We start from the raw sequence: 15,559 nt of genomic DNA on the forward strand, positions 1-15,559 counted from the left end.
CTTTCTGAAGGATTCATCAAACACTCGTCTGCCCATATAATCAAATTTAAAAGTTTCTTTCTAAATCTGACGACTAAATCCCTCTAGTCAAATGTAGCAACTCCAGTTCTTATATGCTGCAATTTGCTCTTTCATTATGAGTGGATGGGTTTATGCCAATACTGACAAGGATTTTCTAGGCAATGGCGATTTACAGTCTCATATAATAGGAAAGTATATATTGCTTGTAAGTCTAGCTTTAGGCGTCGGGATATCCATTATTTTTTCGATAGCAGGAATAATTTTCTTTTTTAAATGGGCGAACAGCGCTTTTTCCAATGCATCTAAAGATTTAAAAGAGATTGCTGGAAAAGAGAATAAGTTTTAGATGCGAATATTCTAAGCAGGGCCGGTTTTTTGCATTTATTATTTTATGCCTTAATTGTCTTTACAGAGAAAAATAAATAACAGTCTTTTGCCAGAAGGTAAATCAGTCATTTTAGATTAAAATCCTGATATTACTTTTATATCTGGGGGAGGTTACTTCCTAAAGGTAAGCTCTTTTACATTAGTTTTTTGTCTTTAATCGCAAACTTTTTTTTACTAAAATAAAATTAATTATTGTACACGCTCAATATTTTACACTAAATCTAAATTAAATGAACTCAAGCAATGGTATATTCTCGAAATATGAAAGGGATGAGCTAAACAAGATTACCGCAAAATCAATTCTGGAAAAATTGATGAATATCCGTCAAAATATAAATACTGAATTTACCGCGAGGAGATTGGTATGGGAGTTGATTCAGAATGCAAAAGATAATGTCTTTTTATCAAATACTGGGGAGGAAAAAGTAGACGTAAGTATCTCGATATCCGAAAACATGTTTACATTTTCGCATAATAAAGGTTTTTTTACCAATGAGCACATACGAGGGCTGATAAGAAAATACTCGTCTAGTGATAAGAATAGGGATGAGGAAAATGTTGGCCAAATTCATAAAACCACCGGACGTTTTGGGACCGGCTTTATGACGACCCATCTTCTTTCAGAATGTGTAGAGATCAAAAGCCATTATAAGAACGAAGATGGTAATTTTCATGATTTCAGCTTTGTATTAGACCGGTCAGGAAAGACCGAATCCAAAATCATTGAGGGAATAAATCAAGCATTCGATGATGCTGAAGCTAGTATTCAAGCATCAAATGTGAATTCCCTATCGAAAGATGAACTGAAAACTTCGTTTATATATCCACTGACTCCGCAAAAAGAGACCTTGGCGAATATTGCCCTGGACGAGGCCTTGCAAGGGATCGCCTACACATTAATTAATGTTCCAGAAATTAATTCTGTTCGATTGGATGATGGCCTTTTCGGAGATGTTAAATACACGATTGAACATTTTGATGATATCGAACATGATGAATTAAATCTTCAGGTTTTTAATCTTAAGATGAACGGGAAAAGTTCTAAGTTTTATTATCTCCGTATTTCTGAATCGGATGTCCAACTCATTATTCCGGTTTCCTATACTAGAGGCAACTATCACATTGAACATTTGGATAAGAAGATACCTCGCTTGCATCTAGACTTTCCGATGATTGGTACTGAAGATCTCTACCTACCTTTCGTGGTAAACAGCTCTCTTTTTGAACCCACAGAACCTCGGGACGGTGTGAGCTTAATTGATGATGAGGAAAATGATACTTTGAAACTCAACTGTAGCATCATGGTTAAAGCAGTCTCTTTATATCAACAATTCCTAGATTTTATAGGTACTGAAACGAATTGGCAGGATTTATATAATCTTGCCAGAGTCAAAAACCCAAAAAGACATGTTTGGATAGATCCTGATTGGTTTAAGACATCTGTAATTAAACCAATCAGAGAAACGTTACTGGAAAGTGAAATTGTAGAAACAGACAGTGGCGATAGAATTTCAATCCTCGATAGCGAAGGCTATTATCTTGCCTATTTTCCAGTTGCAGCAAATGAGGGGATCCAGAAATTTTTATTTAAACTTGTCAAAAAAATTCATCCGGATAAAGTGCCTAAAAAAGAACATGTATCTCATTGGGCAGAAATTATTTGGAGTGACTGCAGGTCGTATTCGCTAACCAGCTTGACAGAAGAAATTCAGGAAAAAGGGGATCTTGATACTCTGGGCGAATCTTTGGTTGACACTTGCCAGCCGTTATCTTTTTTAAACGATTATTACAAATTATTGAATGAGGAAGAGGAGGTCATCAAGGAAATCAAAGTGGATAAGTACACGGTGATTCCTAACCAGCTGGGAACCTTTGTAGCCAAAACAAGTCTCTATATTGAAGATAAAATTGATGAAGAAATTAAAAATGTCTGCGCTATGGTCGGCACGGACCCGAGGACTTACCTGATATATCCCGGTGCACTCACTGGTGAAGGAATAAAATACTACTTTAAAAAACAAGATGATTTAATAGCTCTTATAAATGCCGCGATAAAAGACGAGAGTGGCAGTGAAATATCGGCTATTTGTGACTACCTGGTAAGTTTGTTCCCTAAAAAAGACATACCTGAAAAGAGAACTAAGATTTTTGATTTATCTGAACGTATATATCCAGACGATTTTAAAGAAAAACGGCACCTCAACTACTTTGATGAAAAAATCTGGGAAGAGTCAGATAAGAAATCCTTATTATACATAGTTAATGCCTTGTCTGATCAAAAAAACGTGGAAACTGCCCGGGAGGAATACGGGTTTGACAATGATGATGACTTTTTAACCTGGTTAAATGACTTTGTTTCCTTCCTTACAGATTACAAATTTTCAAACTTCTATGATCGGGAGAAAGCTCCAATTCTACCGGATCAGAATGGGAATTTTAAAACTGCGAACAGCCTCTTTTTGGACGAGGATGATATCGGCGATGTTTTAAAGGATATTTCTGCAGAATTGGGATCGGATTTTAGAGCTGAATTACTTGATGTTTCGATTTTCTTAACCCTCCCCGAAAATAGGACCTATGGAATTGCCCAGGTAGCTGAAAGAATTTCAACCCATATCAAACCAATACTTCGAGATGTTGATCTTCGCAAGGAATATAAAACGACATTAAAAAAGTTTTACGTCTGGATGAGTGAAAATAAAGAGTGCGGAGAAAGACACTTTCCAGATCTCTATGAGAAAAGGTTCCTTTTTCTGGAAGATGATGACATATCTTCAAATATGAAGAAAGCGACGGAGTTTGAAGCGCTCATGGAAGAACATGGAATAGAGAATATTGATGAGTTAAGGAAAAAACTGGCAAGCCTCAGTAATTATGACAATGTGGAACACCAGGATGAAGACAGCGAGCGTATTGCTATTACAAAGGAGGTGTTGGTAAGCTTGGGTATTTCAACGCCCGATCAACTGATGGAAGCACTCAAAGATCCGGGTATTTCATCCAGGTTTTTGCATACTTCAAAGCCTACCCCTGAAATGTACCAATATGCCCATAAACTTATAGATAGGGCGAAAATAAATATTAAGGAGTTTTTGGAGAATCATCCGGATTATGATTGTACTGATCTCGAGGAAACTGCCCCGACAACCTTTGCCGGCATATTAAAAAATGGTATAGAAGTACAAATCGTAGCGCGGCCTTCCGACAACGGCGAAGTCATCGTTTACTATTCATCAGAGAAAGATACCCTTGATAATGATAACGCTGAATTGTGGGTAGAAAATGGAATTACCGATCCGCACTTACTTACACTTGGCCGTATACTCAAAAGCACGGGAATAACAAAAATCCCGATTAACATGAACTAATATGAACTTACATAAAAAGGTATTATCTATGATATTACAGCCCGAGAATGAAACCCTCGAGTATAAGGCTGTCCTTCCGCCATCTAAAAGTATAGCTCAGATCATCAGCTCTTTTGCAAATACAAATGGAGGCCTATTAATATTGGGTGTCAATGAAATTGGTGGACTGAAGGTTTCTGGCCTAAGCGAGGATTTTAGGGCCAATTCAATGACCCACAAGGCAATAGATCTGCTGCAACCAAAACCTGTAATTGATTACGGGTATATAGAATATAACGGTAAGAACCTTTTCGCAATAGAAGTTCAGAAATCTTCGCAGACCATTAGCCTTGAGGGTAAAGTTTTTGTGAGAAAGGGGAGCAAAATTATAAATACCATGTCAGATGTTCAGAGCTTTTCACCTAGTGGTTATGTAAAAATTGTCTCATTCAACTCCAGCTTTGAAAATTTGAAAAACGGTGCAACCGATTCGAAGACTAAGCTAATCGAACACTATCAAAGTATATTGAATATGATTGATAGCCTGAGCCATCTTTTATACCCGGTTTCACCAACAGAATTGACCGGAGTAAAAGAGGGCAAGGTTTTATCTAGAATTCTTTTCTCTTCAGCTGTTGATAATTTCGAAACCTATCTTTCGGATATTTTGTTTGAAATATATCTTGCTAAACCGCAGACTCTTAAGTCAAAACAAACGGTAACCATTGAAGAAGTTTTAAAATGTTCCGACATACAGGACTTTATAATTTTCTGGGCGAAAGAAAAAATTGGTAAACTTCAAAAAGGCAGTGTCAAAGGATTTATTTCAGAAAATGATCAAATAAGAAACCTAAATGTACTGGAGGAAATCACACAACATGAGATTGAAAAAATATTACAGATCAGACATCTTTACGCGCATCGGAATGGAATTGTCGATGATAAATTTTTGAGGTTTTTTCCAACTGGAAATGCTAACGGTAGTGAATACCAATTGTCAATAGATGAGATTTTGGATAAACTATCATACATAGCCGAAGTCGTTGACAGAATAGATAAAGCAGCAATTGCGAAATATAACTTATCGACAATCTAATTTGCGGATCGACACAAAAATCTGCAGTTGCTTTGGGATCTCGTGCTTAAAAATTGTTACTTTTTACAGTCGGAACACTCCTCCAAGTTTTTTGGATAGTAGAATCCTTTATTTTAATAAAATATTTGACTTAATGATGTCGGTTTATTTTTATACTTTAGTTTGTATCAGCTCAAAAACAGCCCATTTATCTGATGTCCGGCTCATGAAAAGTCCAATTTAGTCCAAAACTCTTCCTGGTAAAAATCCTTAGTTAAGTTTAGCTGTTAAATTCTATGTATTTATGCTTTAACTTAATTGTCAAATTATTATGTCTGCTTTTTGAATGTAATGAGATTAAAAAGAAGGTGCCACTTCTTGATCTTTTGAGAAGCTTGGGCTTCACTCCTCATAGGTTATTTCGTATCGTAAGTGATTGGAAATCTGATATCGCCTTTTCCTGTTTGTTGATTTTGCCTGTTTTGGTCATATTTAGAGCGTATTTTTTTGTCATTGCAAGAGGGTCTTTTAGCTGAAAGCTTTATTCAGCTAAACTAATGTAACCATTTGGGATTTCTATTTTAGACGTTAAACTTTAATATATGTTAGGATAATCCAAAATCATTTCGTTGTTTCATTCGTCTAGATTAAATAAATTGAAGTTGAGTAATGTGGTCCGGTCAATACCAGAATGCATCGTGTTTTCGAAAGCTGAGAGATAGCTTTTCACAGATAAATCTGGAATGCGCTGATACAAACTTTCAGCCATTGTCCAAGTCTCAAATCGGGTGACCAAATCAGACAAGAGTCTGCCAAACTCATCATCAAGGCAGTCCTGCCACTTTTGAATATAATCTACAATCCATTTATTGGTTCTGTTATTTTGATATCCGATAATAACGATCGAGGATATTTCTTGTGGGATGACGTTCACAAAAACCGTATCCAGCGGCTGCTCATCGAGATAACGTCCGTCCAGTCTATCGGTATCATCCATATAGCTGAATATTGCTGAGGCAGAAACTTTGATAGATGGAAATATCAGGGTCTTAAATGAAAAATTTCCATTAGGTGAATCAAGTTCGTCTTCAAACGATTTTTTGAAGGTTTTGAGATCCCTCACTGCTAATTTGTGACCGATCTTACGCGTTTCCAGCATCTTGAAAAAATCCTTTTCCATTAACGCAATCAGATTTTTTGACTGATAAAGACGTTCATTGATCTCCAGACTTTTTTCTTTTTTCCTGAGTTCTGCACAAAGTGCGCGATAGGAGAAAAGGAGCTGACTATGGTAGTCGTGAAAGTCAATTGACTGTTGTTCAATCGGTTTAAATATTTGAGTGTCGTGCCCATTACAAAATAATGGATAGCTGATAGCATTGTTGATACCTAATCTTTTAAATGTTACAGCTCCTGTGCCCTCAAATTGAAAAATGTCTTTGGCGCCTACCTGTATTAAGCTTGAATTTTCTGCAATGTGAGATAATATCCCATTTCTCTGTAATAAGTGTGAATTGATGGCATCATTAAAACAGCCCGGTTGGTAGCAGGTCCATTTTTTGTTATTTACGTTCTTTGCAATAGACTGATATATACTCAGTTGTTTTTTTTGATGAACATTTACCATCGGCTTTGTTTTTACGGACTCAATCTAAACAATATGTTAGTATTATATGATGCAAAATTCAAAAAAACGACTGGTTTTTTCAAGCAAGAAAGTATCAGAGGGCACAAATACTGTAAAGATAAAACTTCCTTTTTGAGCTTTATCGTGATCTCATCTCTTTGAATTCCTGCATAGAGTTTTTGTCAGCAAAAATTACAGATATTCGAACAGCGATTTTGCACATATCATGAATCACGATCATACGCTGCAACTCTCTTATTAAGATGTAAAACTGGTTATGGCCTCTTTTAGTTTATCGTGATAAATCTCCCTGAATCTTATTCCAAACTGGCCGTTTTCCCCTGTGGTGCTGAAAGCTAGCTCGGCATTAGGGTTACTGTCCCAAAAAAGGACGCCTAGGTCTAAAAGGTGTTTACCTCCATCAAAAAGATGAATGCATGAAATTACCTCCCTTGCATAACAGTCTGGTTGGTCTTCCGAGTAATCTGTTTTGTTATTGAACTCCGGAATAGCATAGGTCTGGAAACCGTTTTTTTCAAAATGCCTGATGATCAGCTTGCCGTTTGTGTAACGCTGGTGAATGACCGATATTGGAGTTAATACAGTGTCTTCATTGGATATATCAACAGCATAAAAAGCGTATGCAAAGTTGTCCAGCCGCTGCAACTTTCCGTTCTCAAAATATACCAGATCAAAGCCGCCGCCCCAGCCGTTTATAAGGTGGCGGTCTGTAATACGTTCTTTCATGATCCATTTAATGCAGGATTGTAGTGCTCGTTGTCTACTAAATGGTGCGTCAATGTCATCTTCGCTCTGGAATGCGGCGCTCAGTAAAATCTCTGAAGTCCAGTCGGAGGCTCCAGATCCTGCCGAGAGCATATGGAAATTCAATCTGCTGTCTTCAAATATCCAATTGCCTGATCTCACAACCATGATCTGGTGCTTTTCATCATTCTCCTCGGCAAGGGCATAGATAGCGCTTACTGAGTATTGCTGATTTAACTCATGGTAGATTTCCATCAACGTTTCGCAGCTTACCTTTCTATGCATATAGAAGTCCTGGAGATCCGTAAGGAGTGATTCGATTTCATTTACCTGACCTGAAAATCCGATGCAGAGCAAGTCCTGTATGATGATGGTTTTGATGTGAAAGCCTACAACTGGGTTTGTCGCGTTTGTCCTTCCATTTGTTGTTGGCAATATGATATTACCTTTGGCCATAGTGCTGGAGATTGCGCGGTCGCTAACGATAATTATATTTCCATGATCATTCAGAGTGAAATCAGTGTCATAGTTTTTTCTGTTAGCCTTTAGGTATTTGCAAACCTAAAGATTTTCCGGGATAGGCTCCGCGAATAAAGAATAGGAAAGCTGAATGAATTCGGATTATCCGTGATGGATAAAAAGGGCAGACAAAATAAATTGCCGGCCCTAATCTAAATTAACGCTCTCAAACCTGAAGTTTGATGCAAGGCTCTCACCCCTTGCTAGCCCAAAATTATGAAAATAATCATGAAGTCCGGATGAAGTTTATAATTTTAGGAGTCTATAAAACTAAAACTAAAGCTATTATTAGCCCTTGTTTATTTCCATTTTGGACAAGGTATACTTGATCAACGACGCCACACTTCTGGTGTTTTTGGCCACACCTGTGAAAGATGTGTTCGGACGCCGGAAGTCTGGAGCATAGCGTATCATTCGCAGGTCGGCTAAGCGGTATTCAATAACGGTTTTGCTCGCTTTAAAATAATTGTTCAGGCCGTCCATGGTAGACAGAAAATCCACTCTGTTGTAATTATTGTTATCGCAATAGATTTTTCCATGCTTGGAGATTCCTAACTGACGCTGGGTAATAATCAGCCTGGACATCAGACTGATTTTTGGCAAAAGCAGGCATGCAGCGAGCTGGTTGGCTTGCCATTCTACCCAGTGCCGCTCATTGCGGAGCTGGTGTTTGCCGATTTCTGCATCGTATTCAGAGTCTGAAAGGATGTCGTATTGGCCCTGTCCCATTTTAAGATTGGAGTGAAGGAAAAAATGGGCTATCTCATGCGCCAATACAAACGCATAGCGATCAGTGGATACAAGCTGTTCATCAATGAGGATGCGCTTATTTGAAGCATCATATGCACCGTATATTTTTCTTCCTTTTTTCTCAGGGATGACAGTTTCCAGGACTTCCAGACCGTATGTATCTTGAAGGTGGAGCCTGAACTCGTCAAGATTCAACGCAAGGCCAGATTTGAGGATATTAGGGTCGAACTGATTTAAAATCTTTTCAGACATTTTCTCCAAAAGGTCATGGGAGAGCCGTTCTAGTCCTGCAATTGGCTCCTCCTTGCTGTTCTCTCTGCCAAGATTGCCCAATGCGGCATGTTTGATGAATTTATAGATAAGCTCATCCCAGTTGAAGGATTGCCCGTCTTCCCCGGAAAACATTACCGATTGCAGGTCCCTTAATTGCTGCAGTTCATTTTGCAGATGGATAAAGTCGGTATCTTCGAGATTGTTCTTTTCCTGCTTTGAATTATAAAGCATTATCTGTGGACTATTGTCAGCAACTTTGATCCACATCATATTTTTGCTCTTGGCAAATTTCTCTGCGCGGTTCTGAAGATCTGAGGTCGTCATTAAAACTCCTTTCACATTCAGTCCGGTTACCTGGGTTACCTTGGAGTAAAACTCTTCGACTTTTCCTACCGGAATAGGGTCTGCGTAATCCTTACATTCAATGATGTATAAAAAAGATAGATCTTTGTTTTCGCCGATCCTTACTTCTATACTTAAATCGAATTCAATATACTCATCGGTGCCAAGCGCGTAATATCTAGGCTTTGGAATGATGGTACAGCAGGAAGGGATTAGCCCAAGTTTAAGGCTTTCAAGTGCTTCTTTTAAAATCTGATGGGCTACTGCCTCGAAGGTGTTTCCTTTGTGTACTGTATTCATTTCCAATGTTTTTGAATTCAATTAAACAAATATAAATGAAATAGATAGGCTTGCCTTCAGTTGTTTGACGCAAGTTTTCCACAATAAAAGCGAGGTAATGTGAGTCACTATTTCTCTTAAGGTTTTAATAAGCAGATCTGACAAATGTCTAGTTTCCTCTATGGGCTATCATTTTTTTTAGCAGAACTAGGTATTTATAGAGTTGGAAAAAAAGACTATTTGTGTAGGTATTTTGCATATGTATGATATTTATGAGCTGAAATTGGTATATTTATTGTTTACTTTGTAAAAAATATTCATATATGCTCATTAATTTTCAGGTTGCAAATTACAAGTCGATAATGGATAGCGCAGTGATCAACTTTGAGGCAAGCTCACTGACTGAACTTCAGGAGGAAAATGTGATTGGCAGGCAAAGGATCAATCTGCTCAAATCCATTATCTTGAATGGTGCCAATGCCAGTGGGAAATCCAAGATCCTGGATGCACTTGCGTTTGTTAGGGACATGGTCTTAAATTCTGCTACTGACCGAAAGGTAACAGCCCAGATCAATACTGAACCATTTTTGCTTAACCTTGATAGCTTAGCTAAACCCAGCCGCTTCGAGCTTGAATTCCATTTGGGTGAAAAAAGGTATCGCTATGGTTTTCTGGCTGACGAAAAGGAGATCCATCAGGAGTGGCTCCTTGAAGTGCGGGCCAGTACATTGAAAGAGGTGTTCATCAGGGCTAATGATGAGTTCCATATTAATGAGAAGAAATTCCAAGGTAGTGACGGGCTTGCCCAGCGAACCAGAAAGAATGCACTTTTTTTGACCGTTGCTGCCCAGTGGAATGTAGGACTTGCTGAAGAGATTTCAGGCTGGTTTGACAGCATATATATCGTCAACGGCATGGAGGATAACCAGTACAAGAGCCTTACCACAAAGATGGTGCAACAGGATGAATATAAGGATAGGATCAACAACCTAATCAGGGAAGCAGATTTGGGTATAAAGGAAATACAGATCGTTGAGGGCAGTGACGAGGACCTAAATCGCTATATTAAATTATTGGGTGAAGGATTAAGTGATACTTTTCTTAGGAACTTAGGACGTCGTGATAACAGTGTATTCACTGTCCACAATGTATATGATTCAAATGGCTCTCCAGTATCCGATACTACTTTTCCGATGAAAAGTAAAGAATCGGAAGGAACCAAGAAATTCTATAACCTGGCCGGGTTACTTATCGATGCTATCGAAAAAGGTAGGCTTGTTGTTTTTGATGAAATGGATGCCAGGCTTCACAGCCTTCTTACCCGTGCGATCGTTCTCCTTTTCAACTGTAAAGACAATCGAAATGGGGGTCAGTTGCTTGCCGTATCCCACGATTCTACGCTTATGGATAACCAGCTACTCAGGCGTGACCAGATTTATTTTGTTGAAAAGGACCAACAGGAGGCCACGCGGATTACCAGCCTGGCGGAATTCAAGGTGAGAAAGGATAGTCCTTATTCAAAAAATTACCTTGAAGGAAAATATGGCGGTATACCTTTTATCGATAATCTTGAAGTTAACTAGAGATGGCAAAAAAGAAAGATCAATTTGATTTTAGTGCCTTCGTAGCTGAAATGAGTAAGAAGCCGGCGCCAAAACTTCAGCTAGACAGTAAAGACGAACTAAAATACTTTCTCATCGTAAGTGAAGGTGAAAGGACCGAGCCGATCTATTTCAATTATCTGGCCAGTCAGCTGCCCAAACATATGGTCAACACCATTGAAGTGGATGGGGCGGGGGATAATACCCTGAATGTTGTCAATAAGGCAATCGAACTCCGTGATGAACGAAAAGCGAACAAACTCAAACCTAACTTCGATGAAGTCTGGGCTGTCTATGATAAGGACGACTTTCCCGATGCTAGGTACAATCTTGCGGTTGAAACCGCTGGACAGAACGGGATCGAAAGTGCCCATTCCAACCAATCTTTTGAACTCTGGTATGTTCTGCATTTTCAGTATTTACAGAGTGCTCTTCACCGTGACGACTACTACCCGATACTAAGTGGGCATTTGGGCCTGAAATATGCTAAAAATACACTAGACGTGGTTAAACGGATTGAATCGCTTGGCAATGAGAAGCAGGCGATAGCGTGGGCTAAAGCACTCGAAGAAATGCATGTAGGTCAGAGCCAGGCTAAATCCTGTCCCTCAACGCGCGTTTATGAATTGGTAGAACGGTTAAGGAAATATATTGATCAGACCAAAAATAATAAAGATCTTTAGCAGTAAGCTCGTAAACCGGCCAAATCTAATGCGATTCATATACGATCGATCTTTAAATCATAGCTGGGTATACCCGAACCAGCTCCCTGTAGATAAAGTCTATTGTACCGAGCAAAATTTTTTCCTGCTCAGAGGCTACCTCAAAGAATACCGGATAAGCTCCTTTTAAAATCCACCTGCAAATTGTTGTCTCTGGGGCGTAAAGTGCAATTTTGATATCGCGTGCCTCTACCGGTTTCCCTGGTATTTCTTTAATTCCCGTTTTTGCCCACTCCCAAATTTCTCCGGATTTTGTTATCCCGTTTCTCAATTAGATAGTGCTACAAAAACCTCCCTTTTTTGCTATTTCCAAATGTAATCTATTATTACAAATGTAAAACCAAAGCTTGTTGTAATAACAAGAACGCGGAATCTCTTAATTCAAGATTTGCAGATATCCTTGAGTTCTTCAAAATTGATGTTGCGAAGGAGTATATCGAATTATTGGTTGAGCAAGTTGCGGCGACATTCAACCAGCTGACCGAAAATAAGAGAGCGGATTTTTAGAGTTGGAAAATAGTCATAGGGAATTAAAACGTAAAGTTGAGCGGTTAGAAGAAAGGTATATTGAAGAAGATCTTAGTCAGGAAACTCCTATAATCACTGCTAGTTCCTTAGGATATCTTACTCTTTGCAATGCTGATGATACAAGCCGATACCATTTCATCCAAGGTACTTGAATATTGACAATTTTCTAACAGCCAATCTAATCTTTCAGCTGTGATAGTTACATTACGGAAATTGAGGTCTCTGAGGGTATAAATTTTTCTTCTTCTTGCAGGAACAGCCCTTAATTTATCAAGTTCAGGTATTAAGATAGTTAACCATAAATCTGCAAAATGATCAAGGTCAACATATTCATCGTCGCCATTGGAATCAAATAGCTTGAGAATCTTATCACACTTTTGGTTGTCGACTACGATACTGCTGGTTTCCCTATATTTTTTGAGTATTGCTTCACCCTTTTCCAATGCCCGCTTCTTTTTCCAAGGAAGTAAATTCTTTTCCTCTTTGCGGAGTTTTCGGATAATCTGATCCATTTGCAAAGTAGTGTCTACCTCTTTCCATTTTCTTTGGATGATATTATCTTTCACCAGGTAGCTTTGCAATTTACTGCTGATTTCTGAGAAATCAGTATGTCCTTTACCTTTTTCATCTATCAGTAACCACTTGGGGCTTTTAGTTGTACTTCCTCTAAATGCAAAAAAGCACCAGTTTAGGTCTGATTCCACAAAACTTATAGCCGTTTTTACAGTTGCATCTACATCCCTATACATTTCATAAGTATGATGATCTATCAACGCATCAGGACCTTCTAGTAAGCCATATAAATATTGAGTACTGTCTTTAACGCCTTCCCATTCATGCTCTGTTGTGGTGTATTCATTAAAGGCATTAATGATATTCTTCGTGTTGAATTCTTCTTTAAGATATTTATCATATATTGTTTTGGGTATTTCAACATTATTACCAATCAGATTTTCGGTCACTAGCAAAGTATCTATCATTCTCTGATCTCCTTTCAGCGAAAAAGCTTCTGAATCATCTGGCCATAGCACCGTAATTTCTTCGTGTTCACAATCCATCCTTTCTAATCGCCCTATACGTTGCTCAATGATTCTCAATACGCTTGGCATATCTAACAATACGAGGCAGCTTGCATCCTGAAGATTAATCCCTTCCGACATGGCATCTGAACATAATGCAATAAGCTTTTCTCCCTGAGCCGCTCCTAATGAAAATATTTCCATTACCTGATTCCGGCTTGTTTTATTATGTCCGGCAGCCACAATTGCTTTTATTTTACTTTGCTTATCGGTAATAATTTTCTGAAGATAGTCTAAAGTGATCACGGTTGAGTCGAATGCTAGCACCTTATTGTTTTTGATGGCAGATTCAATAAGTATTTCGGCTTTTTTTAATTCTCTTTCATCGCTTAGCTGTTCTAAAAGTGAACCGATTTTCCCATAAACTGATATTTCTGCCTGGCAGGCTTCATCATATTGTTGCTGATCATAAAGCCATCTCTGGTTTTCGTTTAAAAGATAGTTTTCAATGTATTGTTTAGGTAATGCTGCCGAACATTTTTCAATCTTACTTAAGATGTTTCCAGAAGGGTTTTTATTTGATTTTAACAAAAATCTATCGTTTGCCGCGTTGGTTCCGAACAAGTATTCATATAAGGCACAACGTGATGAACGAAGGTTTACCCTAATCATATAGCCAGCAAGAGCAGTAGCTGAGGTAAATCTTTGGATGATGTAGTGTATTTTCTCCTCTTCCTTTTTTAAAAAATCTGGTACTCTTATCGTTTGTAAATAATGTATACCTTTTAGCTGTTGCAATAGTATTAAAATTTGATTCGCTATTGCTTTGTCATTCTCATTTTCACCAGTAGGGTAGGTTTCTGATATTGTTTTAGGATATTTGCAAGTTTTGCCATACCTGTTGCGATAATGCTCAGGCTCGCGTTCTATCATTTTGTTGAGCTCCCGTTTGGTACGTCTTACAATGAATTGATTGATATAGCCCTTAAGTTGCTCTAAATGCTTTTTGTCGATGTTTTTCTTTCTGTTTTTCCTTAGTTCCAGATAAGTGGTTAAGTCATCATCACTTAGATTATCAATGTCGAGTAGTTCGACTAAGCGCAATAAATCATCAGCTTTTTTGTTGATAGGAGTAGCCGTAGATAGAATTACATGACTAGAGCCTTTGGGTGAAATGGCCTGGCTTCTCTTTGAATGAGGATATAAATAATTATGTGCTTCGTCAACCACCAAAATATCAGAGTTCTCAATCATTTTTTGTAAACTCTTTTGATTTTTATCGTGCCCAACGCTTAGCTTACCCATAGATTCTATCTTGTTATAAAGACTGAAATGCGATTGTTCTTTCTCCCAGTTTTCCATAACTGATTTAGGGCATATAATCAACGCGTTGGAACGGTCTTTTAATCCGTTTTCCCATAGCCAGTGAAATAGGGTATAGGCAAGCGCAGTTGCAAACTTGGTTTTGCCGCTGCCTGTTGGGTCGGCTACCAGTACTCTACCCTGATCTTGTATAATTTTCATGGCCCGGGCAATACCCATTTTCTGCGATGGCCATAAATTATGGGTAATTAATGCCTGGTACAATACCGGAAAATCCTTCATCCATTTGCTTTCCAGTATTTCGGCAATGGCTCTCGCCAACGCTTCTTCCCAGGTTGCATCTTTCAATAATTTGGTAAACAGGTCTATCAGGCCCTGATTATAGTCTTGTGCAATACCGTAATAATACTCGGCGATGTTTTTGATATCATCATACTGGGACTTTTCTGTTTCAGATAGCGTTGGTCTAACCCGTATGTTTGCTTCGGTTTGTATGCGTGTTCCGGATTTACTAAAATTGGAAGAACCTAAAATGGCGGCGGTATCGCCCACGTAGATTTTGGCATGTAGCCTATCTTTAACTTTAAAATTGAATTTGCCCTCATTAATTTTTTCGATGATATTTAGTATTGGGCCGCAAAGTTTAATACTCACATTTTGTTTAACCCAATAGTTTTTAATCTCAGTAGATAAATGATAGTGGGGAAGTCTTCTCCCCACGCGTTCATCTGGATCAAAACCGATTACAATACGGGGCCTTTTTAATTTTGGGTAATCTTTAGTGCCAAAAATATCAATTAGGTTTGAAAGTGATGTAAAGCCAGTAAGGATGACGTAGTCTTCCGTATTTTGAATGTCGTTTAGCAAAATATCACTAACTGTCCGTGCTTGTTCTCTCAGATTCAAAGGAAATTTCGCTTGATCTGGAAGATCGAGTGTATAGTTGAAATCGAAGAGATTGGGTTTAGACATGTTCAGTTG

General features: G+C 38.3%; 10 protein-coding genes. 5 read left to right on the forward strand and 5 right to left on the reverse strand.

All coding sequences use genetic code 11. The annotated features are described in order from the left end of the window. Nucleotides 1-136: 136 nt before the first annotated feature. The 3 genes from QWY86_RS10815 to QWY86_RS10825 all read left to right on the forward strand — a co-directional run bounded on the left by QWY86_RS10815 (nt 137) and on the right by QWY86_RS10825 (nt 4,851). Nucleotides 137-367 carry a hypothetical protein gene (locus tag QWY86_RS10815; RefSeq protein WP_290241926.1) on the forward strand — a complete coding sequence of 77 codons (231 nt, stop codon included), beginning with the start codon at nt 137-139 and terminating at the stop codon, nt 365-367. Nucleotides 368-638: 271 nt separating this feature from the next. Next, nucleotides 639-3,776 carry a sacsin N-terminal ATP-binding-like domain-containing protein gene (locus QWY86_RS10820; protein WP_290241928.1) on the forward strand — a complete coding sequence of 1,046 codons (3,138 nt, stop codon included), beginning with the start codon at nt 639-641 and terminating at the stop codon, nt 3,774-3,776. A 1-nt stretch (nt 3,777) separates the two neighbouring features. Beyond that, the gene (locus tag QWY86_RS10825; protein ID WP_290241931.1) at nt 3,778-4,851 is read left to right on the forward strand and encodes an AlbA family DNA-binding domain-containing protein; all 1,074 of its coding nucleotides are present in this window, start codon (nt 3,778-3,780) and stop codon (nt 4,849-4,851) included. A gap of 613 nt (nt 4,852-5,464) precedes the next feature. Here the strand turns inward: QWY86_RS10825 and QWY86_RS10830 are convergent. The 3 genes from QWY86_RS10830 to QWY86_RS10840 form a co-directional block, all read right to left on the reverse strand. Continuing rightward, entirely contained in the window at nt 5,465-6,457 is a 993-nt protein-coding gene (locus tag QWY86_RS10830) for a hypothetical protein (RefSeq protein WP_290241933.1), read from the reverse strand. A 258-nt stretch (nt 6,458-6,715) separates the two neighbouring features. Continuing rightward, entirely contained in the window at nt 6,716-7,678 is a 963-nt protein-coding gene (locus tag QWY86_RS10835) for a hypothetical protein (RefSeq protein WP_290241935.1), read from the reverse strand. A 351-nt stretch (nt 7,679-8,029) separates the two neighbouring features. Continuing rightward, nucleotides 8,030-9,406 (reverse strand): ImmA/IrrE family metallo-endopeptidase, encoded by a 1,377-nt coding sequence (locus QWY86_RS10840; RefSeq protein ID WP_290241938.1) that lies wholly within the window; start codon nt 9,404-9,406, stop codon nt 8,030-8,032. A 302-nt stretch (nt 9,407-9,708) separates the two neighbouring features. Between QWY86_RS10840 and QWY86_RS10845 the strand changes: the two genes are divergently transcribed. Both QWY86_RS10845 and QWY86_RS10850 read left to right on the forward strand, forming a co-directional pair. After that, a complete protein-coding gene (locus tag QWY86_RS10845; protein WP_290241940.1) occupies nt 9,709-10,968 on the forward strand; it encodes an AAA family ATPase in 1,260 nt (419 codons plus the stop codon). Nucleotides 10,969-10,970: 2 nt separating this feature from the next. Continuing rightward, nucleotides 10,971-11,669 carry an RloB family protein gene (locus QWY86_RS10850; protein WP_290241942.1) on the forward strand — a complete coding sequence of 233 codons (699 nt, stop codon included), beginning with the start codon at nt 10,971-10,973 and terminating at the stop codon, nt 11,667-11,669. Nucleotides 11,670-11,721: 52 nt separating this feature from the next. Here QWY86_RS10850 and QWY86_RS10855 read toward each other — a convergent pair whose 3' ends face one another. Both QWY86_RS10855 and QWY86_RS10860 read right to left on the reverse strand, forming a co-directional pair. Continuing rightward, nucleotides 11,722-11,979: a hypothetical protein gene (locus QWY86_RS10855; protein WP_290241944.1), complete on the reverse strand. Its 258-nt coding sequence runs from the start codon at nt 11,977-11,979 to the stop codon at nt 11,722-11,724. A 343-nt stretch (nt 11,980-12,322) separates the two neighbouring features. Continuing rightward, the gene (locus QWY86_RS10860) at nt 12,323-15,550 is read right to left on the reverse strand and encodes an SNF2-related protein (protein ID WP_290241946.1); all 3,228 of its coding nucleotides are present in this window, start codon (nt 15,548-15,550) and stop codon (nt 12,323-12,325) included. Between the last annotated feature and the right edge of the window lie 9 nt (nt 15,551-15,559).

It is taken from the genome of Pedobacter aquatilis (genome assembly GCF_030409415.1).
Taxonomy (GTDB): Bacteria; Bacteroidota; Bacteroidia; order Sphingobacteriales; family Sphingobacteriaceae; genus Pedobacter; species Pedobacter aquatilis.

Coding starts and splice junctions, on each gene's coding strand:
- QWY86_RS10815 (WP_290241926.1), top strand. CDS start 137: ATGAGTGGATGGGTTTATGCCAATACTGACAAGGATTTTCTAGGCAAT.
- QWY86_RS10820 (WP_290241928.1), top strand. CDS start 639: ATGAACTCAAGCAATGGTATATTCTCGAAATATGAAAGGGATGAGCTA.
- QWY86_RS10825 (WP_290241931.1), top strand. CDS start 3,778: ATGAACTTACATAAAAAGGTATTATCTATGATATTACAGCCCGAGAAT.
- QWY86_RS10830 (WP_290241933.1), bottom strand. CDS start 6,457: ATGGTAAATGTTCATCAAAAAAAACAACTGAGTATATATCAGTCTATT.
- QWY86_RS10835 (WP_290241935.1), bottom strand. CDS start 7,678: ATGGCCAAAGGTAATATCATATTGCCAACAACAAATGGAAGGACAAAC.
- QWY86_RS10840 (WP_290241938.1), bottom strand. CDS start 9,406: ATGAATACAGTACACAAAGGAAACACCTTCGAGGCAGTAGCCCATCAG.
- QWY86_RS10845 (WP_290241940.1), top strand. CDS start 9,709: ATGCTCATTAATTTTCAGGTTGCAAATTACAAGTCGATAATGGATAGC.
- QWY86_RS10850 (WP_290241942.1), top strand. CDS start 10,971: ATGGCAAAAAAGAAAGATCAATTTGATTTTAGTGCCTTCGTAGCTGAA.
- QWY86_RS10860 (WP_290241946.1), bottom strand. CDS start 15,550: ATGTCTAAACCCAATCTCTTCGATTTCAACTATACACTCGATCTTCCA.